The 23,939-nt window shown below is 73.2% G+C and carries 18 protein-coding genes, 2 tRNA genes and 1 pseudogene; 11 read left to right on the top strand and 10 right to left on the bottom strand.

Annotation, left to right across the window (positions count from 1 at the left end; genetic code table 11):
- Positions 1-7 precede the first annotated feature (7 nt).
- The gene (locus ACZ5OX_RS25980; RefSeq protein WP_465633368.1) at positions 8-814 is read left to right on the top strand and encodes a phosphoribosyl-dephospho-CoA transferase MdcG domain-containing protein; all 807 of its coding nucleotides are present in this window, start codon (positions 8-10) and stop codon (positions 812-814) included.
- 143 nt (positions 815-957) lie between these two features.
- On the top strand, positions 958-1,497 hold the full coding sequence (locus tag ACZ5OX_RS25975) for a carboxymuconolactone decarboxylase family protein (RefSeq protein ID WP_392881245.1): 540 nt from the start codon (positions 958-960) through the stop codon (positions 1,495-1,497).
- Between the two features lie 118 nt (positions 1,498-1,615).
- Here ACZ5OX_RS25975 and ACZ5OX_RS25970 read toward each other — a convergent pair whose 3' ends face one another.
- From ACZ5OX_RS25970 to snpA (ACZ5OX_RS25955), 4 genes are all read right to left on the bottom strand, one after another.
- A complete protein-coding gene (locus ACZ5OX_RS25970) occupies positions 1,616-3,697 on the bottom strand; it encodes a phosphocholine-specific phospholipase C (RefSeq protein WP_465633366.1) in 2,082 nt (693 codons plus the stop codon).
- Positions 3,698-3,888: 191 nt separating this feature from the next.
- Positions 3,889-4,548 carry a pentapeptide repeat-containing protein gene (locus ACZ5OX_RS25965; RefSeq protein ID WP_465633364.1) on the bottom strand — a complete coding sequence of 220 codons (660 nt, stop codon included), beginning with the start codon at positions 4,546-4,548 and terminating at the stop codon, positions 3,889-3,891.
- A gap of 161 nt (positions 4,549-4,709) precedes the next feature.
- Entirely contained in the window at positions 4,710-5,333 is a 624-nt protein-coding gene (gene snpA, locus ACZ5OX_RS25960; RefSeq protein ID WP_465633363.1) for a snapalysin, read from the bottom strand.
- A 312-nt stretch (positions 5,334-5,645) separates the two neighbouring features.
- Entirely contained in the window at positions 5,646-6,287 is a 642-nt protein-coding gene (gene snpA / locus ACZ5OX_RS25955) for a snapalysin (RefSeq protein ID WP_465633361.1), read from the bottom strand.
- 302 nt (positions 6,288-6,589) lie between these two features.
- Between snpA (ACZ5OX_RS25955) and ACZ5OX_RS25950 the strand changes: the two genes are divergently transcribed.
- Complete coding sequence (locus ACZ5OX_RS25950; protein ID WP_465633359.1) at positions 6,590-7,567, top strand: LysR family transcriptional regulator; 978 nt, start codon at positions 6,590-6,592, stop codon at positions 7,565-7,567.
- On the opposite strand, the gene ACZ5OX_RS25945 is transcribed toward ACZ5OX_RS25950, so the two are convergent.
- Both ACZ5OX_RS25945 and ACZ5OX_RS25940 read right to left on the bottom strand, forming a co-directional pair.
- On the bottom strand, positions 7,564-8,805 hold the full coding sequence (locus ACZ5OX_RS25945) for a low temperature requirement protein A (RefSeq protein WP_465633357.1): 1,242 nt from the start codon (positions 8,803-8,805) through the stop codon (positions 7,564-7,566). The two genes, ACZ5OX_RS25950 and ACZ5OX_RS25945, sit on opposite strands and share 4 nt — an antisense overlap.
- Before the next feature lie 497 nt (positions 8,806-9,302).
- Positions 9,303-11,009, bottom strand: coding sequence for an ABC transporter family substrate-binding protein (locus ACZ5OX_RS25940; protein ID WP_465633355.1), 1,707 nt, complete (start codon positions 11,007-11,009; stop codon positions 9,303-9,305).
- Between the two features lie 332 nt (positions 11,010-11,341).
- Between ACZ5OX_RS25940 and ACZ5OX_RS25935 the strand changes: the two genes are divergently transcribed.
- The 4 genes from ACZ5OX_RS25935 to ACZ5OX_RS25920 all read left to right on the top strand — a co-directional run bounded on the left by ACZ5OX_RS25935 (position 11,342) and on the right by ACZ5OX_RS25920 (position 15,591).
- Entirely contained in the window at positions 11,342-12,322 is a 981-nt protein-coding gene (locus ACZ5OX_RS25935) for an ABC transporter permease (protein ID WP_449808803.1), read from the top strand.
- Positions 12,323-12,338: 16 nt separating this feature from the next.
- Complete coding sequence (locus ACZ5OX_RS25930) at positions 12,339-13,379, top strand: ABC transporter permease (protein WP_465633353.1); 1,041 nt, start codon at positions 12,339-12,341, stop codon at positions 13,377-13,379.
- A complete protein-coding gene (locus ACZ5OX_RS25925; RefSeq protein ID WP_465633351.1) occupies positions 13,376-15,457 on the top strand; it encodes an ABC transporter ATP-binding protein in 2,082 nt (693 codons plus the stop codon). Before ACZ5OX_RS25930 ends, ACZ5OX_RS25925 begins: the two co-directional genes overlap by 4 nt.
- A 60-nt stretch (positions 15,458-15,517) precedes the next feature.
- A tRNA-Lys gene (locus ACZ5OX_RS25920) sits at positions 15,518-15,591 on the top strand.
- Positions 15,592-15,727: 136 nt separating this feature from the next.
- Here ACZ5OX_RS25920 and ACZ5OX_RS25915 read toward each other — a convergent pair.
- Together ACZ5OX_RS25915 and ACZ5OX_RS25910 are read right to left on the bottom strand one after the other, a co-directional pair.
- Positions 15,728-16,612, bottom strand: coding sequence for an alpha/beta fold hydrolase (locus ACZ5OX_RS25915; protein ID WP_465633349.1), 885 nt, complete (start codon positions 16,610-16,612; stop codon positions 15,728-15,730).
- Positions 16,613-16,761: 149 nt separating this feature from the next.
- Positions 16,762-17,472 (bottom strand): annotated as a pseudogene (locus tag ACZ5OX_RS25910) (DUF998 domain-containing protein); the annotation flags it as partial.
- Between the two features lie 122 nt (positions 17,473-17,594).
- On the opposite strand from ACZ5OX_RS25910, the gene ACZ5OX_RS25905 reads away from it, so the two are divergent.
- From ACZ5OX_RS25905 to ACZ5OX_RS25895, 3 genes are all read left to right on the top strand, one after another.
- Positions 17,595-17,668, top strand: a tRNA-Lys gene (locus ACZ5OX_RS25905).
- Positions 17,669-17,892: 224 nt separating this feature from the next.
- Positions 17,893-20,313, top strand: a complete 2,421-nt coding sequence (locus tag ACZ5OX_RS25900; protein WP_465633347.1) for a transglycosylase domain-containing protein — start codon at positions 17,893-17,895, stop codon at positions 20,311-20,313.
- A gap of 214 nt (positions 20,314-20,527) precedes the next feature.
- A complete protein-coding gene (locus ACZ5OX_RS25895; protein WP_465633345.1) occupies positions 20,528-21,613 on the top strand; it encodes an EamA family transporter in 1,086 nt (361 codons plus the stop codon).
- On the opposite strand, the gene lepB is transcribed toward ACZ5OX_RS25895, so the two are convergent.
- Entirely contained in the window at positions 21,576-22,364 is a 789-nt protein-coding gene (gene lepB / locus ACZ5OX_RS25890; RefSeq protein WP_465633343.1) for a signal peptidase I, read from the bottom strand. The two genes, ACZ5OX_RS25895 and lepB, sit on opposite strands and share 38 nt — an antisense overlap.
- 125 nt (positions 22,365-22,489) lie before the next feature.
- Positions 22,490-22,825, bottom strand: coding sequence for a chorismate mutase (locus ACZ5OX_RS25885; protein ID WP_465633341.1), 336 nt, complete (start codon positions 22,823-22,825; stop codon positions 22,490-22,492).
- A gap of 326 nt (positions 22,826-23,151) precedes the next feature.
- Here ACZ5OX_RS25885 and ACZ5OX_RS25880 point away from each other — a divergent pair, with 326 nt between their 5' ends.
- Complete coding sequence (locus tag ACZ5OX_RS25880) at positions 23,152-23,577, top strand: OsmC family protein (RefSeq protein ID WP_449789664.1); 426 nt, start codon at positions 23,152-23,154, stop codon at positions 23,575-23,577.
- The last annotated feature ends 362 nt before the right edge of the window (positions 23,578-23,939 follow it).

Raw genomic sequence — 23,939 nt, 5'->3', positions numbered from 1 at the left:
GCCCGCTGTGACCGTCGTACACCCCGGAAGCCACGCCCGGCGCACCGCCGAGGACCCGCACGACGGACCGCGCCGGCGGGTCGGTCCGCTGGCCGCCCTGGACGGCCGGCTGCCCGGCACCCACGACCTGCTGCTGATGCAGTGCCCCAGCTCGCTGCGGCCCCTCGCCGGCGGCGAGCTGCCGGACTGGGCGCGGGCGGTGCTGCGGGCGCACCCCTGGGTCACGGTCGGCCGGGCGCCCGCCGTGGTCGGCAACCCGGCCGACCTGCCGCACCCCCAGCGCTGCACCCGGGACCCGGAGGCGGCGCCCGAGCTGTGGTTCCCGGTGACCGTGCGCGGCCCGCGCCCCGGACAGCGGATGGACGCACTGGCCCCCTGGGCGGCGGTGGCCAGGACACTGCGGCCCGAGCAGCTCGCCGGACGGCGCGAGCGGCTGGCCCCCGAGCGGCTGGCCGGCATCCCGGCGCTGGCCCTGCTGCCGGAGGTCGGCCGGCTGGTGGCGGACCACCGGCTCCCCTGGGGGCCGATCGGCGCGGTCGGCTACGAGCTGGGCAGCGGGGTGCCGGTGGCGGGGCCGCTCAGCCCGCTGCGGCTGGTGCTGCGCTCCCCGCAGCCGATCAGCCGGCGCGACGCCCTGCAGCTGCGGCGGGCGCTGACCAAGCTGCCGGTGCCCGTGCAGGCCGAGCTGGAGACCCGGCACGGCGCGGTCCAGCTGGCCGAGTACGCCTCCGGCGCCCACAGCCTGACCCTGCTGACCTCCGACGGGCCCCGGGAGGTCCACGACCCCTGGTTCCCCCGGGGGCCGTTCGCCTGAGCGCCCGGACCGGCGGGGCCGGCAGGGCGTGCAGAGCCGGCCGGTCGCTCCCGTCCGGTCAGGGCAATCTCGGAGTTGGCGGCCCGGCCCGGCACTCGTGAGGATGGAGCGCCGTCCGTCCTGCCCAGCCGAAGGAGCGCACCGTGCCGCACATCGCCATCGACAACGGACTGCCGGGGATCAGCGGACTGCTGACGCTGCGTCCGGACACCGCCGCCCCACTGGGCATGCTGGCCGACGCGCTGCTGCGGGCCCCGGCCCCGATGAGCCGGGGCGAGCGCGAGCTGGTCGCCGCGTACGTCTCCCACCTCAACGGCACCCGCTTCTGCGAGGGGGCCCACAGCGCCTTCGCCGCGGCGCAGTTGGACGGCGGCGAGGACCTGGTGAAGGCGGCCCTGGCCGACCTCTCGTCCGCGCCGCTCCCGGAGCGGATGCGGGCCCTGCTGCGGATCGCGGCGCAGGTGCAGGCGCAGGCCGCGCCGGTCTCGCCGGAGGCGGTGGCGGCCGCCCGCGCGGCCGGCGCCGGTGACACCGAGATCCACGACACCGTGCTGATCGCCGCCGCGTTCTGCATGTACAACCGGTACGTCGACTGCCTGGCCACCGACCTCCCCGCGGACCCGGGCTACTACGCCGAGGGAGCGAAGCGGATCGTCGACTCCGGCTACGGCCACGGGAACTGAGCCGCGCCGGCCCGGCTGCCTCCGGTTCCCGCCCTCCCCCCGGTCCTGGGGCCGGCGGCCGAACCGCCGCGGGCCCCGACCACCGGTGAGCGGTCGGGGCCCGCGGCGCCGGGAGCGGTCAGCCGGTGACGCTCGGCGCGCCCGTCTCCAGGTGGCCGGTGAACCGCTGGGACCAGCTGCTGTCGGCGTCCACCGTGACGGTGAAGTCGTACCAGCCGTTGGTGTGGGCCACCGCGTTGAAGAAGTCGTCGACGCTGCCGCCGGCCGGGACCTGGTACGTCCAGGGGCCGTCCGTCCGGTAGTTGTTCGAGGCGATGGTGAAGGTCATCGGCGTGCTGCCCGAGTTGGCGAGCTTGAACCAGAGCGCGAGCTTGCCCGTCCCCGGCTCGACCGCGTACGAGGCGGTGACGGCCGCGCTCTTGCCCGCCTTGGTGAGGTCGCCGGTGAAGCGGCGCAGGAAGCGGTTCGGGCCGACGACGGTCAGGTCGTACTTGCCGTTGCCGAAGCCGTTGGTGCCGCAGTTGAAGAAGTCGGTGGCGGGGCTGCCGGAGTCGACGGTGTACTGCCAGGGGCCGCCGCCGCGGTAGGCGTTGGCGTAGGCCGCGAAGTGCGCGGCGCGGGCGGCGCCTTCGTTGGACATCTTCACCCACACGTGCATGACACCACTGGCGTCGGCGTCCCAGTGGTCCAGGTTGGCGTTCGGCTGGTACGGCAGGGCGCGCGCCGGGCGGGTGCCGGGCTCCTGCACCGGCAGCTGGTTGTTCACCGGGGCCGGGTTGGGCAGCGGGCCGCAGGCGGACAGGCCGATGGTCTGCGAGGTGTCGGGCAGCGCGGGCAGGCCGTACACCGGGTTGGCGAAGTCGAACACGCTGGTCAGGTCGCCGCAGACCTTGCGGCGCCAGTCGCTGATGTTCGGGCAGGTGGCGGGCTTGCCGAGGGCGGCCGTCCAGACCTCCAGGAAGCGCAGCACCGAGGTGTGGTCGAAGGTCTCGGAGTTGACCCAGCCGCCGCGGGTCCAGGGCGAGACGGCGATCAGCGGGACGCGGAAGCCGAGGCCGATGTTGGTGCCGTTGTAGAACTCGCCGGGGGTGCCGGCCGGGGCGGCCGGCGGCGGGACGTGGTCGAAGAAGCCGTCGTTCTCGTCGTAGTTGAGGAACAGGACGGTCGAGTCGAAGACGTTCGGGTCCGCGTTGAGCGCGTCGATCACCATGTGGACGAAGTGCGCGCCGTCGGCCGGGGTGGCGTACGGGTGCTCGGAGGAGGCCTGGTCGGCGACGATCCAGGAGACCTGCGGGAGGGTGCCGGCCAGCACGTCGGCCTTGATCGCGGCGGCGATGTCGTCCGGGGTCCGCCCGGTGGCCTTGGGCACCGAGCCCATGCCCTTGACGGCCAGCGGGCTGCCGGCCGCGGCGCCCGTGAAGTTGCTGAAGTACGCCAGGGCGTTGTCGCCGTAGTTGTCGGCGGCGTTCTGGTAGACCTTCCAGCTGACGCCCGCGCTCTCCAGCGCCTCGGCGTAGGTCTGCCAGCGCAGGCCCTTCTCGTCGCCGCCGTCGTAGGCCGGGCCGCCGGCGGCGCCGGCCGGGTCGATCTGGCCGGACCAGTGGTAGGTGCGGTTGGGGCCGGTCGCGCTCAGTACGGAGCAGTGGTAGGCGTCGCAGATGGTCCAGTTCTCGGCCAGCGCGTAGTGGAACGGGATGTCCTGGCGGGTGAGGAAGCCGAGCGTGCGGACGTTGCCCTTGGCGGCGACCCAGGAGTCCAGCTTGCCGCCGTTCCACGCCTTGTGCTGGTCGGACCAGCCGTGGCTGAGGTCCCCGTTGCACTGGGCCAGGCGCTCGGGGTCGGCGCCGCCGGCCGGCTTGGTCTGGCTGAACTGCCACGGGTACTGCCGGCCGAACAGGCCGTTCGGCTGGTTGAAGACGCTGTAGCCGCCGGAGATCTGGATGGCGCTGCGGTCGGCGAAGCCGCGCACGCCGCGCAGCATGCCGAAGTAGTGGTCGAAGCTGCGGTTCTCCTGCATGAGGATCACCACGTGCCGGGCGTCGGTGATGGTGCCGGTCGTGCTGAGCGCGGTGGTGGCGGCGGTCGCGGCCGTGCCGCTCGGGGCGGCCCCCGCGGCGCCGGTGCCGGTGCCGGCCACGGCGAGGCCCGCCGCGGCGGCACCGGACAGCGTGACGAACTTCCTTCGACTCAACTCGGCCATCAGCCCGGCCCGTCCCTTCGCTGGCGATGTTGTGTACACAAGTCGGGGCTCACTCGATCGCGCAGCAGTCTCCACCGTGCGCGAGGCGGCCCACCAGATGCGCGCGGCAGGATTGGCGGACTGTTCCTCCGGGTGTCACCGGGCGACGCCCGGCTGAACGGGCGGAGGAGGACGGACACACCCCGGGATGTTCAGCGGTCCTTGACCTCGATCCCCAGCGCGTGGGCGAACTGCGGCGCCAGTTCCAGTAGTTGGGTGGAGCTGATGACCGCGCCCCGCAGCCCCTGGTGGCCGTCGACCAGGCCGAGCCGGACGGCCCCGCGCAGGTCGGTCCGGCTCAGCGTCGCGCCGCGCAGCCGGACCTCCTCCAGCGTGGAGCCGGGGAAGGACACGCCGGTCAGCTTCGCCTCGCCGAAGTCCACGTCGCGCAGCAGGCAGTCCTCGAAGACGACGTCCCGCAGGACGGCCGAGCGCAGGTTGACCGCCTCCAGCTTGCAGCCGCGGAACACCACCCGGCGCAGCGCCGAACCGTACCCGGCGACCCCGGCGAGCACCCCGCCGACGAAGGCGCTGTCCTGCCACTCGGAGTCGCTCAGGTCGCAGGCGACCCAGCGGCCGGCCTGCACCCAGACGTCGTTGAACCGGGCCTGGCGCAGCTTGACCCCGCTGAGCGCGACGCCGGTGAAGGCGCACTCCAGGAAGGCCGCCCCGGCGCCCGACTCGTCGGTGTGCTCGCCGCCGTCGAAGTGCGCGGTGTCGTAGCGCTCGTCGCTGCGCAGCGGCCCGCCGTGCGGGCGCAGCAGCTCGGCGTACGGGAGGTCGGCGAGCCGGTCGGGGACGGAACGGGGCATGGCGGTGGCTCCTGGCGGTCGGGGGCGGAGGGGTCTCGCCCGCATGCTCGCACGCGGCACCGACAGCCTCCGGCGGCGCACCGACGCGACGGGGCCCCGGACCGGCCGCACCGACGCGGCCGGTCCGGGTCTCACGGCCCGGGCCGTGGGAAGGCTCCGGGTCAGCCGCGCACCCAGAGCGAGTTGACCCGGGTGCGCTCGGCGCTGTTCGGGTAGGGGTTGGTGCAGGAGGTGCCGGGGCCGCCGCCCGACATCAGCTCGCTGCACGGTCCTGAGTAGTGGTCCGGCAGGCCGAGCACGTGGCCGGTCTCGTGCGCCACCACGCGCACCGAGCTGTACTGCTGGTTCTGCGCGTAGTCGAGGAAGACGTAACCGCGCCCGTGGCCGTCGGTGCTGGCGTAGGAGCCGCGACTGTCGTTGCCCTCGTAGTAACGGAAGTCGGCGGCCGAACCGGACCGCAGCTGGACGTTGGTGACCGAACTGTTCCAGATCTGCGCGGCCTGGGATATCTGGTTGCGGAAGGACGGGGCGGAGCTGGCGTCGTAGGTGACGGTGACGGTCGCCAGACCCGGGTTGGCGGCCTGCTTGGCCTTGGCGGAGGCCATCACGGCCTGGAAGAAGGCCTGGTTGTCCGCCGCCTCTGCGGCCGAACCGGCGTACGTCGTGGCCGTGTAGCCCTGCACGGCCGGGGCGGCCGGCGCCGCGGCGGCGGCGGTGGTGGGCAGGACGGCGAGGCCGGCCGCGAGGGCGAGGCCGAGGGTGGCGGACAGCACGGATCGCTTCATGTGGGGGCTCCGATTCCTGGGGTGACGTGGCCGGTTGGGGGCCGGCCACGGGGAACACCTGGTCAACGGGTGGTGTCCCCAGAGCTTCGGGCAACCCGGTGCGTGCGCGGATGATGCCAACCCGCGATAGCACGATCCAATACCCCTGCCGCGGAACGGAATTGAGTCGTCTTTTCCTCGGCTTGACTCATTCGTGCCCCTGGCATTCCGTTCCGGCGGCGACTAGGCTCCCGTGCGGGGAAGTACCCGGAGCGGCGGGCCGCCCGATTCCGGCCGGGCGGCCCGCCGCACCGAACCCGCCTGCCGGGCGTGTCAGTCGCGCGCCGCCAGGCCGTTCGACCAGAGGTAGTCGACCTGGCCGCGCTCGTTGCCGTCGGGGTACGGATTGGTGCAGGACGGGCCGGGGCCGCCGCCCGACATCAGCTCGCTGCACGGGCCTGAGTAGTCGTCGGGCAGGCCGAGCACGTGACCGGTCTCGTGCGCCACCACGCGCAGCGAGCTGTACTGCTGGTTCTGCTGGTAGTCGAGGAAGACGTAGCCGTGGCCGTGCCCGTCGGTGCTGGCGTACGAGCCGCGGCTGTCGCTCCCCTCGTAGTACGAGAAGTCGCCGTTGCCGCCGGTCTCCTGGAGCCGCACGTTGCGCTCCGAGCCGTTCCAGATCTGCGCGGCCCGGGATATCTGGCTCGTGAAGGAGGGCGCGTTCGCGGTGTCGTAGGTGACGGTGACGGTCAGCAGCCACGGGTCGGCGGCCTGCCGGGCCTTGGCCGAGGCCATCACGGCCCGGAAGAAGGCCTGGTTGTCCGCCGCCTCCGCGGCCGGACCGGCGGACGTCGAGGGGGTGTAGCCCTGGAGGGCCGACCTGGCCGGGGCCGCTGAGGCCGCGGTGGCGGGCAGGGTCGCGAGGCCGGCCGCGAGGGCGAGGCCCAGTGCGGCGGACAGCACGGATCGATTCATGTGGGGGCTCCGGTTTCGCGGCGCGCCGGCTCGCCGGGGTCGGTGGGGCCGGGCCCGGGACGGCGCGCGGTGGGGGCCGCCCCGACGGTGTGGCCGGGGCGGGTTGCTGCCCACCGAGCTTCGACCCGCCCGGTGCCGTCACGGATGATGCCAACCGGCGATAGCACCGCCGCATGACCGCCCGGTTCGCCGCGCGCCGGGCCGGTCGACCGGCCGGTCGGTCCGCCGACCGGCTCTTCGGCACGCCTTGAATACCTGTCATGTCCTTGGCGATACGGTGCGGCGACGTCTATGCTCCGGACGTGGAGCTCGACGTGAGACACCTCCGGGTGCTGTGCGCGATCGCCGACAGCGGCAGCCTCCGCAAGGCCGCGCTCCAGCTCGGCATGACCCAGCCCTCCCTCACCACCCAGCTGCACCGCATCGAACGGGCCATCGGCGGCACCCTGTTCACCCGCGAGCAGACCGGCAGCCGGCCCACCGCGCTCGGCCACTCGGTGCTCTCCCGGGCCCGGCCGGTGATCACCGAGATGGCCGCCCTGGTGGCCGCCGCCCGCCAGGAGGCCCGGGACTCGGCCGGGCCGGGACGGCAGCGGCGGCTGCGGATCGGCAGCGTCGGCAGCCGGGCGGTCGCGGCCTGGCTGCGCCGGGTGCACGAGCGGCTGCCGGACACCGACACCACCATCCACGTGGACGTCTCGGCCGGCGCGCTGCTGCGGATGGTCGCCGCCGACCAGCTGGACGTGGCCTTCGTGTACGAGTGCGAGGGCTTCCCGCTGCGGATGCCGCCGGACGCCGAGCACCGGGTGCTGATGGCCAGGGAACCGCAGTTCGTCGCGCTCGCCGCCGGACACCCGGCCGCCGCCCGGCCGGTCGTCCACCTTACCGACCTCGCCGAGGACACCTGGATGGTCGACCCGACCGCCGACCACGAGTACGCGGCGATGCGCCGGGTGTTCAGCGAGGCCGGGCTCAACCCCCGGGTCGTCCAGGTGCGGGACAACGCCACCGCCGCCGAGCTGGTCGCCTCCGGCGAGGCCGTCCGCCCGTGCCAGCCGACCTCGTTACCCGGCCCCGGCACGGTGGTCCGCCCGGTGCACGGGGACCCTCTGGCCGTCCGGCTGCTGTTCACCTGGCGTCCGCGGGTGCTCAGCCCGCCCGCCCTGGACGCGCTGTACGGCGAACTGCGGGCCGCCTACCTGGATCTGGCCAGGGTCAACCCGGCCTACCTGGACTGGCTGGCGGAGCACGAACCGGTGCTGCTGGAACGGGCCGGCTAGCCGGCGCCCGCCCGCCGGCCCCGCGTCCACACGCCCGCCCGCCGGCTCTCCCTGCCGTGGATCAGCACGCCCACCGCCACCGTCAGCGTGCAGACCAGGCCCGCCGCGAGCACCCCGGAGCCGCCGAACGCGGTGCAGGCCAGCACCAGCACGGCCCCCACCGGCGCGACCGCCTGGGCCGCCGCACCCCGCTTGGTGTGCCGGGAGTGCAGGAGCCAGACCGTGAGCAGGTAGAGCGCGGTGGGCACGGTGACGGTCGCGGTGGCGGCGGTGTCCGAGATGTGCGCCTGGCGCACCGCCGACTCCACCGCGACCTCCAGCCCGGTGCCGATCGCCGCCGCCGAGCCGAACACCAGGTAGTGCCCGTAGCCCCAGACCAGTGCCTGCCGGTTGGAGCGCAGGTGCTCGTGGACGGACCGGGCGAAGTAGATCCACCAGGCCGAGAAGCAGATCAGCAGCCCGCCGGCCGCCACCGGCACCAGTCGGCCCAGGTCCTCGTGCTCGTCCACCGCCGACTGCACCGCGACGGTGGCCGCGGCCACCGTCTCGCCGAGCACGATCAGGGTGAACAGCCCGTACCGCTCGGCGATGTGGTGCGGGTGCCAGGAGGTCCGCATCCGCAGCTCGGCGATCACCGGCACGGCCAGCTCGCACAGCACCCCGAGCGGGACGGCGTACGGGCGGACGTCGTGCGGCAGGAACAGCACCACCACCCAGCCGACCTGGCAGAGCGTGATCCCCGCCGCGTAGCCCAGCGCGACCCTTCGTGCCAGGCCCTGCTCGCTGGCGGCCGCGCGCAGCCACTGGGTGACCATCGCCAGCCGCATCACCACGTAGCCGGCGATCGCCAGCGTCAGGTCCTGGGTGGCGAACAGCCGCGGCACCCCGGCGGCGAGGATCAGCACCCCGGCGATCTGCACCAGCGTGGTGATCCGGTACGGCACGTCGTCGACGTCGTACGCGGAGGCGAACCAGGTGAAGTTCATCCAGGCCCACCAGATCGCGAAGAAGGCCAGCGCGTAGCCGTGCAGCCCGTCGCCGTAGTGCCCGGCCGCCAGGGCGTGGGCCAGTTCCCGCCCGGCCTGGCCGACCGCGACCACGAAGCAGAGGTCGAAGAACAGCTCCAGCGGGGTGGAGACCCGGTGCGGCTCGTGCCGGTCGCGCGGGACCATCCGGCGCACCGGCGGCGGATCGACGGGGTGGCTGTGGGGTGCCGCGGCAGCGGGGTCACTGGCCATCGGAGCTGCTCCGGAGTCGGGAAGGGGGGCGGAAGTGCCTGTCCCGCGCATCCTGGCAGCGGTCCTGGACGGGCACACGCATCGGCGCGGCAGGTGTGCACGCGCGGGCACGGCGGTGTGCGCGCACGGACCAGGGGCGGGAAGCCCCCTCACACCAGGGCCGCAATGGCAAGAATGCCCCTTTTTTCCTTGCTGTCAGCCGTAGTTGACGCTCCGGTGCGCGAACCGGGTGACAGCTCGGCGGGTTTCCGGGCGTGCCCCGCGCGCTGCCTCGCGGGCGGCCGGAGCGCCGCTAGATTCTTCCCCGGTTGGAAGAGCGCGGGCCCTGCCGGGCCCCACGACACGGGCGGTCTGCGGGCAACGCGGAAGGTCAAGGCGGGTGGTCGGGCAGCGGGGGCGGCAGAGCCGGTCCCCCCGCGCCCGCTCCACCGGCCTCGTGATCACCGCGCTGCTCGCCAGCGCCTGCCGTGCGGCGGCCGGGCCCGTTCGGGCGGCGGCTACTTCTCCCAGCCGACCTTGCTGTAGTCCTCCTGGGCGAGGCCGAAGGCACCGTAGTTGGCCAGCCCCTTGCGGGTCGCCACCACGGCGGGCCGCTGGTAGAGCTCCACGGTGTGGCCGAGCTCCCAGATCTTCGCGTCCGCCTGGTTGTAGAGCTTCGCCGCCTCCGTCGGGTCGACCGTCCCGGCCGCCTTCTTCAGCAGGGCGTCGATCTCCGGGGTGCCCAGTCGCGAGGGGTTGCTGAAGGTGTTGTCCCCCACCGGCAGACGGAAGTTGGCCAGGCTCTTGGAGTTCGGGAACGAGTCGGTGTTGCGCCAGCTCGCGATGTCGAACTTGCCCGGGGTGACGTACTTGGCGAAGTAGTCGTTGGCCGCCACCTTGTCCAGGTCGACCTTGACCCCCACGGCCTGCCACATCGCCGCCGCCGCGGTGGCGAGGTCGACCTGGGCCTGCTGGGTGCCGTCGCTGAGCACCCAGTGCAGCTCCAGCGGCTTGCCGTCCTTGGTGCGCGGCTGGCCGCTGCCGGACTCCTTCCACCCGGCCTCGTCCAGCAGTTGCTTGGCCGCGGCCAGGTCGAACTTGGCCCACTCGCCGGAGTTGTCCTGGTAGCCGGCCTGGTTGGGCATGATGATGTGGTTGCCGAGCGGCTTGAACTCCACCGGCACCCCGTTGTTGGCGATCTTGATCAGCGCCGAGCGGTCGAGCGCCCTGCCGAGCGCCTGCCGGACCTTCCGGTCGGCGAGCGCGCCGGTGCCGCCGAAGGAGATGTGCACCTCGTCCCACGGACTGGCGGCCCGGATCACGGTGTCCTTGGCGTTCTTGAGCTGCCCGTACGCGGTGGCGGTGCCGGCCGAGGCGAAGTCGATCTCGTTGTTGAGGTACGCCTGGATGCTCGCGGCCTTGTCCATCACCCGGAAGGTGATCTTGTCGAGCTTGGGCCGGGTGCCCCACCAGGCCGGGTCCGGCACCAGGCTGATGGTCTGCGCGGTCTTGTCCGCCACACCGATCTTCAGCGGACCCGCGGTGATCGGGACCTTCTCCACCCAGCCCTTGTTGAAGTCGTCCGGGGTGGCGATGCCGGCCGCCGGGATCAGCGGGCGGAACAGGTTCTGCCAGTCCGCGTACGGCTCCGAGAAGGTGACCTTGACCTCGCTCGGGTCGGCGCCCTGCTCGACCGCGGAGATCAGCTCGTAGCCGGAGGGGTCGTAGATGTTGTACGCCGGATCCTTGCCGTTGCCCGCCTGCCAGTCGGCCTTGAAGTCCAGGTAGCTCAGCGGCTTGCCGTCGGACCACTTGGCCCTGGGGTTCAGCCTGTACGTGACCACCTGCGGCGAGACCGAGGTGACCTTGGCCTCCACCAGGTAGTCCGGGTCGGCCTGGAAGGCGCCGGAGGCGTCGGTGCGGAAGAGCGAGGGCTCCACGGCCCGGATCAGGTTCACCGTGTCGGTGTAGGAGCCGCCGTCCACCTGGAGCGGGTTCCACTGGGTGATCCACTGGTCCAGCTGGAAGCGCACCTCCCCGCCGTCCCTGATCTGGTCCAGCGGCTTGACGTTGATGTCCTGGGAGTCCTGTCTCGGCGGCTCGCTCTTGGCCACGCCGTCGGCCGACCCTCCTCCGCCCGAGGTGCACGCGGTGACCGCGAGCGCGACGGCGACGGCGAGGGCGGCCGCCCGGCCGAGACGGCGGGCCGTACGGGAAGCGTCCATGAGGGTCCCCCTGGGATCGATGACGGGAGTTGGAGCGCGCGAGGTGTGACGGGGCTTGAGCGTGGGCAGCCAATTCGGCACCGAGCGAGCAGAACGTAACAGCCGATCAGATCCGCCACCAGGGGGAGGAGCGCACACCTGATCCAGAAGTCACGGGCGGCAACACGGCCGCAACACCGCCTCAGTGCGCCGGTGCTTCACTCTGACCTGCGCTTACCCAACCCGCTTGCGAGTCCAGCCAACTGACGCCCCGACCGGGGCCCGGACCGAAGGCCACACCCGATGCCCACCAGACGCGTCGGCCCCACCCGCACGGCGACGGGCGGCCGTTGATGCTCCGCTACCTGGCGAAGCGGTTGAGCTACTACGCGGTGCTGCTGATCGCCGCCGTCTTCCTGGCGTACGCGATCTCCGCGACCGCGCTGCAGCCGCGCACCTACTTCGAGGCCAAGGTCCCCCGGCCGTCCGTCGAGTCGGTGGAGCGCCAGCTCACCGCGCTCAACCTGAACGACCGCACCCCGGTGGTCGAGCGCTTCGGCCACTGGGCCGGCGGGCTGCTCGACGGCGACCTCGGCCGGACCATCCACGACACCCCGGTCACCGACGACTTCGGCCGCCGGGTCTGGGTCTCGCTGCGGCTGCTGCTGCTCGGCAGTCTGCTCGGCATGGTCCTCGGCGTCGCCGTCGGGGCGTGGAGCGCGGTGCGCCAGTACCGGATCTCCGACCGGCTGCTCACCGTGCTGTCCTTCGTGCTGCTCTCCACCCCCGTCTTCCTGGTCGCGCTGTTCCTCAAGAACGGCGCCATCGCCGCCAAGGACGCGGCCGGCCACGAGGTGATCCCGTTCACCGGCTACGAGACCCCCGGGCTCACCGGCGGCCTCGGCACCCACCTCGCCGACTGGGCGCTGCACCTGCTGCTGCCCACCGTCTCGCTGGCCCTCGGCGGCCTCGCCACCTACAGCCGCTACCAGCGCGGCACCATGCTCGACGTGCTCGGCTCCGACTACCTGCGCACCGCCGAGGCCAAGGGCCTGACCCGCGGCCGGGCGCTGCTCAGGCACGGACTGCGGACCGCGGTGATCCCCATGTCGACCATGTTCGCCTACAGCTTCCTGGGCATCTTCACCGGCGCGATCTTCACCGAGACGATCTTCGGCTGGCACGGCATGGGCGAGTGGCTGATCAAGTCCATCAACGAACAGGACGTCAACTCGGTGGTCGCGATCAACCTGTTCACCGCCGTCGTCGTGCTCGCCTCCGGCTTCCTCGCCGACACCCTGCACGCCGCCCTCGACCCGCGCGTGCGGTCCTGACCGGAGGAGAGCCGAGATGACGACCGTCACCACCGCCGAGCCGGCCGAACCGTCCGGGCCTATCGGGCCCGTCGAGGCCGGCCCACCCGCCGGACCGCCCCGGGCCGCCGGCCGCGGCCGGCTCGTCCTGTCCCGGCTGCTCGCCGCCCGCGGGGCCGTGGTCGGCGCCGTGGTGGTGCTGCTGCTGTTCGCGCTCGCCTTCGGCGGGCCGTACCTGACGCCCTGGGACTACGCCACCCCCGACTTCTCCGCGCTGCACCAACCCCCGTCCGCCGAGCACCTGTTCGGCACCAACGGGGTCGGCCAGGACGTCTTCGCGCAGACTGTCCGCGGCCTGCAGAAGTCGCTGGTCATCGGCCTGCTGGTGGCGCTGTTCTCCACCGTGCTGGCCTCGGTGGTCGGCGCCTGCGCCGGCTACTTCGGCGGCTGGACGGACCGGGCGCTGATGTTCCTGGTGGACCTGCTGCTGGTCTTCCCGGCCTTCCTGATCATCACCATCGTCTCGGCCCGGCTGAAGGGCGCCGGCTGGATCGCCTTCGTCCTGCTGCTCGCGCTGTTCAACTGGATGATCACCGCCCGGGTGGTCCGCTCGATGACCATCTCCCTGCGCGAGCGCGAGTTCGTCCGCGCCGCACGGTTCATGGGGGTGCGTCCGCTGCGGATCATCAGCCGGCACATCCTGCCCAACGTCGCCTCCTTCCTCATCATCGACGCCACCATCGCGGTCGGCGGCGCCGTGATGAGCGAGACCGCGCTCTCCTACTTCGGCTTCGGGGTCAAGCCACCGGACGTCTCGCTCGGCACCCTGCTCGCCGCCGGGACCGGCGAGGCCCCGGTGTTCCCCTGGCTGTTCTACTTCGCCGCCGCGCTGCTGGTGCTGTTCGTCCTCGCCGTCAACCTGATCGGGGACGGGCTGCGCGACGCCCTCGACCCCACCTCCGGGGCCGCGCCCCGCCGTTCACGCCGCACCGGTCGTTCCCGCCGTACCGGCCGTTCACGCCGTACCGGTCGTTCCCGCCGTACCCGTCACTCCGCCGGCCGTAGGAAGCACCCGTGACCACCACCGTCGAAACCCCGCTGCTCGCCGTCCGGGACCTGCGGGTGGACTTCGCCGGGCCCGACGGCCCGGTCCCCGCCGTCCGCGGGGTGGACCTCACCCTGCGGCGCGGCGAGACCCTCGGCATCGTCGGCGAATCCGGCTCCGGGAAGTCCGTCACCGCGCTGTCCGTGCTCGGACTGCTGCCCGGCACGGCGCGCGTCAGCGGCTCGGTGCGCCTGGACGGACGAGAACTGGTCGGACTGCCCGGCCGGGAGCTCGCCGCGATCCGCGGCCGCCGGATCGCCATGGTCTTCCAGGACCCGCTCTCCGCCTTCACCCCGGTCTACCGGATCGGCGACCAGATCGCCGAGGCGGTCCGCATCCACCAGCGGGTGGACAAGGCCGCCGCGCGCCGCCGGGCCGCCGAACTCCTCGACCTGGTCGGCATCCCGGCGCCCGACCGGGCCCTGGACAGCTTCCCCCACGAGTTCTCCGGCGGCATGCGCCAGCGCGCCATGATCGCCATGGCGGTCGCCAACGAGCCCGACATCCTGCTCGCCGACGAGCCCACCACCGCGCTCGACGTCACCATCCAGGCCCAGGTGCTGGACGTGCTGCGCACCGCCCAGCGGGAGACCGGCGCGGCACTCGTCCTGGTCAGCCACGACCTCGGGGTGATCGCCGGAACGGCCGACCGGGTCGCGGTGATGTACGCCGGACGGGTGGTCGAGACGGCCGCGGTGGACGAGCTGTTCGCGGCCCCGCGCCACCCCTACTCGCTCGGTCTGATCGGCGCGCTGCCCCGGCTGGACGGACGCGGCGGTCCGCTCGTGCCGATCCCCGGCACCCCGGCGCCGATGGCCGAACTGCCCCAGGGCTGCCCGTTCGCGGCGCGCTGCCCGCTGGCGCAGGAGCGCTGCACCACGGCCGAGCCCGCCCTGGAAGGGGCCGACGGCCACCTGTCGGCGTGCGTGCGCTCGGCGGAACTCGCCGAGCGGCGGCCCGCACCCGCCGAGGTCTACCCCGTACCGGAGGTGCCCGCCGGCGCCGCCGGCCCCGGCGACCGTTCCGCCCGTACCCCGGTGCTGTCGGTGAGCGGCCTCGGAAAAACGTTCCCTCTCCTCAAGGGCACGGTGTTCAAGCGCAAGGTCGGCGAGGTGTACGCGGTGGACGGCGTCGACCTGGACCTGCGGGAGGGCGAGACCCTCGGCCTGGTCGGGGAGTCCGGCTCCGGCAAGTCCACCACGCTGTTCGAACTGCTGCGGCTCGGCGCCCCCGAGACCGGCCGGATCGAACTGCTCGGCCGGGACACCGCCGCCCTCACCCGGGCCGAGACCCACCGGCTCCGCGCCCAGCTGCAGATCGTCTTCCAGGACCCGATGGCCAGCCTCGACCCCCGGATGCCGATCGGCGACATCGTCGCCGAACCGCTGCTGGCCCAGCGCGCCCCGCGCGAGGAGATCGCCCGCAGAGTGCCCGAGCTGCTGCGCCAGGTCGGCCTCGACCCGGAGCACGCCGTCCGCTACCCGCACCAGTTCTCCGGCGGCCAGCGCCAGCGCGTCTCGATCGCCCGGGCGCTCGCCGTACGGCCCAGGCTGCTGGTGCTGGACGAACCGGTCTCCGCGCTGGACGTCTCCATCCAGGCCGGGGTGCTCAACCTGCTGCAGAGCCTCAAGGCCGAGCTGGGCCTGTCCTACCTGTTCGTCTCGCACGACCTCTCGGTGATCCGGCACCTCGCCGACCGGGTCAGCGTGATGTACCTCGGCCGGACGGTCGAGCAGGGCGAGGTCTCCGCCGTCTTCGACCACCCCCGCCACCCGTACACCCGCGCCCTGCTCTCCGCCGTCCCGCTCCCCGACCCCGCCGCCGAGCGCGCCCGCGACCGCATCCTGCTGGCCGGCGACCCTCCCCCGCCCACCGAGCGCCGCACCGGCTGCGTCTTCCGCAGCCGGTGCCCGCGCTACGCCGCGCTCACGGCCCCGGCGGACCGGGCCCGCTGCGAGCGGGAGCGCCCCGCCCTGGTCGGCGGCACCCCGGGCGCGGACCAGCAGGCGGCCTGCCACTTCCCGGAACCCGGAAACGGCCACATGGAGTGATCGCTCGAACACGATTCGGCGGATCCGGTCGGCGCCGTGTAATGTCTTCGACGTCAGCAAGCGCCGCTAGCTCAGTTGGTTAGAGCAGCTGACTCTTAATCAGCGGGTCCGGGGTTCGAGTCCCTGGCGGCGCACATGGCAAGGTCTCAGGCCGTCCACTCCGGTGGGCGGCCTGAGGCGTTTTCCGGCCCGGGTGGGCCGGCCCCGCGCCCCCTGAGGTGACACTTCGACGGCGCTTCGACGGCGCTTCGACGGCACTTCGACGGCGCCTCAGCGGGTGTCGAGCACCGCCGAGGCGACCGCGTCCGGGCGGTCGAACATCACCAGGTGCCCGGCCGGGGCGGTGATGCGGAAGTCCGCCCCCAGCAGGGCCGCCAGCTCCCGCTGCCGGGCCAGCCAGTCCTCGGTGCGGCGGGTCCGGCAGCCGTCGTCGGCGGCCAGCACGGTGATCGGCAGGTCCTCGGCCAGCGGCCTGGTGCGCCGCAGCCCGTCCAGTTCGGCGGCCGTGTCGAGGTAGCGGACGTTCTCCCGCAGCATCGCGCGCAGGGCCCGCCCGGTGCGGTAGCAGTGCCGGACCAGCGGCGCCGGGGCGAGGTCCTCGCGGCGGACGGTGGACAGCCGGGCCGTGGCCCGTCGGACGGTCGGGCCCAGCAGGTAGGGCAGGGCGAGGGCGGTGGCGGCGCCGGCCACCGCCCGGGCCGCCAGGTCGCGCGCGCCGGGCGCCGGGTGCGGCCGGGGCCGCGCCTCCATGCTGCCGTCCACCAGCACGAGTCCCGCGGTGCGCTCGGGGTGCAGCCGGGCGAAGGCCTCGGCGTGGAGGCCCGCGAGCGAGTGCCCGACCACCGTGCAGGGCTCCCGCAGCCCGAGGCCGTCCAGCACCGCCCGTATTCGCCCGGCCTCGCCGGCCGCCGTCGGGGCGGGCCGCCCGGTGGCGGGTTCGGCGGCGCTCAGCCCGTAACCGGGCCGGTCGAAGCGGACCACGGTGCGGTAGGGCGTGAGGAAGGGGACGACCAGGTCCCAGTCGAACCAGCTGCTGCCGAGGCCGCCGGAGAGCAGGCAGACCGGGCCGCTGCCCTCGGTGCGGACGTGCAGCGGGACGCCGTCGATGCGCAGGAAGCACGCCCGGTCGCCGGTCCGCGCTTCGGGGGCGCTCATGTCGGCCTCCGATCCCGGGACGGCCCGGCAGGGTGGTGCCGCGGCATGGCGCCCTCGTGCGTCCCGTCGGAGGGGTCCGACGTATCCGACACGTCCGACGTGTCCGACGTGTCCGACGTGCCCGGGGCGTCCGACGTGCCCGGCGCATCCGGGGCGTCCGTACGGGCGGAGCGGGCGATGCCCAGGGCCAGCAGACCGAGCCAGATCGCCACCAGCAGCACCTGCAGCCGCTGCCCGGCCCCGAGCGCCCAGGTGCCGCGCCCGGCCTGGAAGGCGGCGATCGAGGCGAGGCTCCAACCGGTGGCGAGCAGCTCGGCGCCCAGCAGCCAGGGTCCGAACCGGCGCACCGGCGGCCACCAGCGGTAGCGCCGGGCGGCCACGGTGAGCGAGACGAGCGCGGTGAGCGCCCCGGCCATGGCGAGGCTACTGGTGACGGCGTGCGCGGTGTGGGTGGCGGGGACGAGCCCGGCGGTCTCCCGGGCGGTGCACATCTCGTCGCTGGTGGGGGCGCAGCTGAGCGGCAGCCGGGAGTCGGCGGCGGTCGCGGCGCCGAACAGGGCCAGCGCGGACCAGCCGGCCAGCGCCCAGCGGTGCCGTCGGGAGGCCCCGGCCTGCCCGGTGGCGAGGGCGGTGCCGGCGGCGGCGAGCAGGCAGAGCCCGGCGGCGAGGTCGGTGGCCCGGAACAGGCCGCCCAGCGGCTGGTCCTCGGCGGCGAGTTCGCTGATGTACGCCTGCACCGGGTCGAGCCCGGTGCTCAGCACGACCTCCAGCACCCAGGCGGTGTACGCCACGGCGCTGAGCAGCAGCAGGGTGGCGGCCGTCGTCCGCGCGGCGCGGTGTCCTGGCTGGAGGCTGGGCACCGTTCCACCCTAACCAGCGGTGAACTCCACCCCAACCGGAAGGAAAGGTGCGGATCGGGCGCCGATCGCCGGGGTGGTTCGAGGCACCCCTCGGAAGCGTGTATTGTTTTCCAGGTCAGCAGGCGCCGCTAGCTCAGTTGGTTAGAGCAGCTGACTCTTAATCAGCGGGTCCGGGGTTCGAGTCCCTGGCGGCGCACAGACAGTTGGGGAGCCTCTCGCAACAGCGAGGGGCTCCCCGATTTTTTGGCCTCCGACGTCCGATTTGCGTGTGATGTCGGTCTCGATTGGCGATCCGCCGGAGCCATCCGGCCCGGTCTGCTCGTCCAGGGCAGTAGAACCGGAATCGGGACAAAGGTCCCCAACCGCCGATGTCACCGTCCGTGCCGGCTGCGTCGACGCACCCGCAGGAAAGGCCGCGCTTTGTCCAGAAACGCCCAGAGCGGCCGTCGCACGCCGTCGATCAACCTCCGCCCGGTCAAGCGGTTCAAGCGTTCCACCGGCCCGGTCGGCGGGTCCGGTGGGTCCGGCGGGTCCGGCGGGTCCGGCGGCAAGAAGGCGCGCCGTCCCAGGCGCACCGGCTGGCGCCGGCTGATACCCACCTGGCGGATGACCCTGCTCGGTTTCGGCTCGGCGCTGCTGCTCGGCATCGGCCTGTTCGCGTTGGGGATCGCCCTGGTGAAGGTGCCGGACGCGCACGCGGCCGCGACCGCCCAGAGCAACACCTGGCTCTACTCGGACGGTTCGGTGCTCACCCGCACCGGCCAGACCAACCGGCAGAACGTCGGCCTGGACAAGGTCTCCCCCGCCGCCCAGCACGCGGCGCTGGCCGCCGAGGACCGGAACTTCTACGACGAGGGCGCGGTCAACGTCCAGGGCCTGGCCCGGGCCGCGATCAACACCGCCAAGGGCGAGGGCACCCAGGGCGGCTCCACCATCACCCAGCAGTACGTGAAGAACACGTACCTGAACCAGAAGCAGTCGATCACCCGCAAGGTGAAGGAACTGTTCATCGCCATCAAGGTGGACGCCACCGAGAGCAAGGACGACATCCTCTCCGGCTACCTGAACACCTCCTACTACGGCCGCGGTGCCTACGGCATCCAGGCCGCCGCCCAGGCGTACTTCGGCGTCGACGCGTCCGCCCTCAACGCCGCCCAGGGCGCCTACCTGGCCACCCTGCTGAACGCCCCGAGCGCCTACGACGTCGCCACCGCGACCGCGGCGGGCAAGCAGAACGCCGTCAACCGCTGGAACTACGTGCTCGACGGCATGGTCAAGGAGGGCTGGCTCTCCGCGGAGGAGCGTGCCGGGACCACCTTCCCGGAGGTCCGGGACCCGCAGCCCAACCCGGGTCTGTCCGGCCAGGCCGGCTACCTGGTCGACGCGGCCACCCAGTACCTCACCTCCAACGGGGTGATCAGCGAGACCGAGCTGGCCAAGGGCGGCTACACGATCAAGCTGAGCATCGACCCGGCCCGCCAGCAGGCCCTCCAGGACTCCGTCCAGGCCCAGCTGCACGACACCCTGAACCCGGACAAGCGGAAGAAGGACGCGGCCGCCCAGGCCGGCGCCGCCTCCGTCGACCCGAAGACCGGTGCGGTCGTCGCCCTGTACGGCGGCGTCGACTACGTGAAGCACTACGTGGACAACGCCACCCGGCGCGACTACCAGGCCGGCTCGACCTTCAAGGCGATCGCGCTGGCCGCCGCCCTCGAGAACGACGCCAAGACCCAGGACGGCCGCACCATCACCCCGAACACGGTCTACGACGGCACCAGCGGCCGGAAGGTCCGCGGCGGCAAGGGCACCCCGTACGCGCCGCCGAACGAGGGCGACAAGAGCTACGGCCAGATCACTCTCCAGCAGGCCACCGACTGGTCGGTCAACTCGGCCTTCGCGCAGCTCGCGCAGGACACCGGGCTGCAGAAGGTCAAGGACACCGCCGTCGCGCTGGGCCTGCCCGGCAACACCCCGGGGCTCGACCCGGTGCCGTCCATTCCGCTGGGCGCGGCCACCCCGAGCGTGCTCGACATGGCGGGCGTGTACGCCACCCTGGACAACGGCGGCAGGCAGATCACCCCGTGGCTGGTCCAGGCGGTGGACCGCGAGGGCGAGAACGTCGCGCTGCCCGCGCACAAGACCACCCAGGCGATCAGCGAGGACACCGCCAACGAGGTCACCTCGATGCTCCAGGGCGTGGTGAGCGACCCGGGCGGCACCGGCTGGCGGGCGAAGGCGCTCGGCCGACCGGTGGCGGGCAAGACCGGCACCACCGACGACCAGAAGTCGGTCTGGTTCGTGGGTTACACCCCCGAACTGGTCACCTCGGTCGCCCTGTTCGGGCAGGACCCGGGCAACGGCTCCCAGGTCAGCCTGAGCGGCGTCGGCGGCATCGACGGCGCGGCCGGCGGCCAGTACCCGGCCCAGATCTGGACCAGCTACATGAAGGCCGCGCTCAAGGGCCAGCCGGTCAGCGACTTCCCGACCCCGGCCGCCGGCGCCTCCACGGGCGCCACCGACCTGCCGAGCGCCCCGAGCACGCCGAGCAGCGCCCCGACCACGAGCGCCCCCACCGGCACTCCGAGCACCGGCCCCACCACGGCGCCGGGCGACGGCTCGACCCCGTCGGGCGGCACGGACGGCGGCGCGACCACCGCCCCGACGCCTCCCCCGACCGAGCCCACCACCCAGCCGACCAGGCCGCCCCGGCCCACCTCGCGGCCGACGCCGACCACCCAGCCGACCACGGCCCCGACCACGCAGCCGACCGCCCCGACCAGCGGCGGGACGGACGCGCTCGCGGGGACGGGGGCTGGGGCGTCGGGCGGGTCCAGGGGCTGACGGACGGGTCCGGACACATCGGAGCCCTGGGGGCCCTGGGAGCCTTGAGGCTCTCGGGGCCCCGGGGCGTTCCGGGGCCGTGGGAGCTTCGGGCCCCTCGGAGCCCCGGGTCTTTCCGGATCGGGTGATCGCGCCATGACGCACAGGCGCGGGCAGGACCGAATGACGGAATGGCGCCTTACCCGATCATCGGTATGACTGTCAGAATGCGGCCGTGCACAGATCAACGGCCTCGCCCACCCTCCCTTCGGGCAGAACCCTCGGCCTCGGCCTCGCCCTGGTCTCCGCCATCGCCTTCGGCGGATCCGGCACCGCGGCCAAGCCTCTGATAGAGGCCGGACTCTCCCCGCTGCACGTGGTGTGGCTCCGGGTCACCGGCGCGGCGGTGGCGCTCCTCCCGGTCGCCTACCGGCACCGGGACGCCGTACTGCGCCGCCCCGGCCTGCTGCTCGGCTTCGGCCTGCTCGCCGTGGCCGGCGTCCAGGCCTGCTACTTCGCGGCGATCTCCCGCATCCCGGTCGGCGTCGCCCTGCTCATCGAGTACCTCGGGCCGCCGCTGCTGATCGGCTACGTCAAGTTCGTCCAGCGCAAGCCGATCACCCGCGGCGCGGCCATCGGCGCCGGCGTCGCGGTGGCCGGGCTGGCCTGTGTGGTCGAGGTATGGAACGGTCTGAGCTTCGACGCGCTGGGCGTGCTGTTCGCCCTCGGCGCGGCCTTCTGCCAGGTCGGCTACTTCGTGCTCGCCGACGCCGGCCGGCACGGCGACCGGCCGGTCGACCCGCTCGCCGTCAGCGCGTTCGGGCTGCTCGTCGGCGCCGTGCTGCTCACCGCCCTCACCCGGCCCTGGCAGGCCGACTGGAGCAAGCTCGGCGGGTCGGTGGTGATGAACGGGCACACCCTGCCCGCGTTCCTCCCGGCCGTGTGGATGGTCCTGATCGCGACCGTGCTCGCCTACCTCACCGGGGTGATCTCGGTCGGCTACCTGTCGCCGCCGATCGCCGGGGTGGTCGCCAACCTGGAGGCGGTGGTCGCCACCGTGACGGCCTGGGTGCTGCTCGGCGAGCACCTCGGACTGCCGCAGATCGCGGGCGGCCTGCTGGTGCTGACCGGCGCCTTCGCGGCGCAGGCGAGCAAGCCCGCGGAGGCGGGGGCGGACAGTGGGGCTGACCCGGGGGCGGACTCCGGGATCGACGCCGCCGGGGCTGCCGGCCCCGGAACCGCCGGGCCCGGGGCCCGCGACCGGGTGACCGCCGAGCGCGGGGTCAGCGGCCGGTCCAGCCGAACCAGTCGAGGTGATTGAGCGGCCACACGACGGCCGACACCGGGCCGACCACGTTGTCCACCGGCACGGCGCCGCCACCCGGGCCGTGCTGGTGGAAGCGGGAGTCCGCGGAGTCGCTGCGGTGGTCGCCCTCGACCCAGACGTAGCCCGCGGGCACCTTCACCGGCCCGAAGTCCATCCCGGCGCAGGAGTCGTCCCCGGGGTGCAGGTACGGCTCGTCGAGCTTCCGCCCGTCGACGGTCAGCGTGGTGCCCTGGCACTGCACGGTCTGACCACCGGTCGCGATGACCCGCTTGACCAGGTAGTTGTCGTCCTTCGGCGGCACCAGGCCGACGAAGCTGAGCACCGAGCTCATGGTGTTGGTGAACGGGTTGGGGTCGGACGGCTGCGGCGGCAGCCAGCCCCCCGGGTCCTTGAACACCACCGGCTGCCCCGGCTCCGGCTCCCAGCCGGTCAGCGGCGCCAGCTTGTTCACTCCGACCCGGTCGCCGATCCGCAGGGTGTTCTCCATCGAGCCGGACGGGATGGTGAACACCTGGAACAGACAGGTCTTGATCAGCAGCGCGACCACCAGGCCGACCGCCGCCATCACCGGAAGCTCGATCCACCACGGCCGCGGCCGCCGGCCCGGGCGGCGGGCCGTACCGCCACGCGAACCGCGCGCCCGACGGCGGGCCTCGGCGCGGCCGACGGACGCCCCGTAGGCGTCCGACGCGGTACCGCTGGGCGCTCCGGCTCCGCTGGGCGTTTCGGGCAGGTTCACCGCCATCGTCGCTGCTCCACCTCTCCGGCTGGGGAAACCTGCACGCTACGCCAACCGTGGAGCCTGACGAAATCGGTCATTTAGCCGCCGCCGACATCTCCGGGTGTCCCGGAGCCGCTCGGGCCCGGGTTTCAGGAGCGGGCGATGGCCTCGTGGTGGCGGATGACCTCGGCGATGATGAAGTTCAGGAACTTCTCCGCGAAGACCGGGTCCAGCTTCGCACCCGCCGCCAGCTCCCGCAGCCGCTTGATCTGGTCCCGCTCGCGCGCCGGGTCGGCCGGCGGCAGCTTGTGCTCGGCCTTGAGCCGGCCGACCTTCTGGGTCGCCTTGAAGCGCTCGGCCAGCATGTGGACCACCGCGGCGTCGATGTTGTCGATGCTCTCGCGCAGGCTGGCCAGCTCGGCCCGTACGGCGTCGTCGATCCCCTCGGACGAGCCGGCGTCGGGGGTCGTGGAGTGGTCCGTCATCGGGGCGGCTCCCGGTGTCTGGAGTGGGCGCCCGGCCGTACGGCGGCCGGGCTCGGGCCCGGGCAAATCTAACAGGGCCCCCGCCCGGGCCCCGCACCGTCGGACGGAACCGTCCACGATCCGGACAGCGGGCCGGGACCGCCCGCCGGCGCCGTGCCCGACCGACTGCCCTGACCGACCACCCCGACCGACCGCTACGGCCGACTGCTGCGGCCGACTGCTGCGGCGTGACGCACCGGGACCGGGGCGGGCTCTGGCCGTAGGCTGGGGCACGCATGACCGGAAGTGACCGTTCAAACACTCCCTCAGCACTGGAGGAACCGATCGTGGCAACCACCCGCACCGCCACCACCGCGTGGGAGGGCAACCTCCTCGACGGCAAGGGGCTGGTGACCTTCGCCTCGTCCGGGATCGGCGAGTACCCCGTCTCCTGGCCGTCCCGCGCCGAGGCACCCAACGGCAAGACCAGCCCCGAGGAGCTGATCGCGGCCGCCCACTCCGCCTGCTTCTCGATGGCCCTCTCGCACGGCCTGACCGGCGCCGGCACCCCGCCCACCAAGCTGGACACCCGGGCCGACGTCACCTTCCAGCCCGGCACGGGCATCACCGGCATCCACCTGACCGTCGTCGGCGACGTCCCCGGACTGGACGAAGCCGGCTTCGCGAAGGCCGCCGAGGACGCCAAGGCCAACTGCCCGGTCAGCCAGGCCCTGACCGGCACGACCATCACCCTCTCGGCCTCCCTGGCCTGAGCCGCGCCCTCCTCTACTCTCCTCTTCTCCTCTTCTCCTCTTCTCCTCTCCCCTCCTCTCTCCCCTCCTCTCTCCCGTTCTCTTCCCTCCCGCCCCTCGGCCCCTGTCCCTCGGCTCCCGTCCCGCTCCGGACCGCTTCCGGCGCGCGACCGGCGCCCAGGGGCGCGGCTTCGGCGCACACGCCCCTGGTGCACATCATGTGATGTACACCAGGGGCGTCTGCACGTACCGCCATTCATGATCACAAAGCGGGCGAATCACCCTGGCGGCGGTCACCGCGCGTTGCCATCCCGGCCTATGATCGGCCGCAGCGCCCTGTCCCTCAGGCGGGTCCCCGCGCGCCGCCACCCCACGACGGGCGG

The organism is Kitasatospora sp. NPDC032121 (genome assembly GCF_055580145.1).
This window is presented reverse-complemented; position numbering and strand designations above follow the sequence as displayed.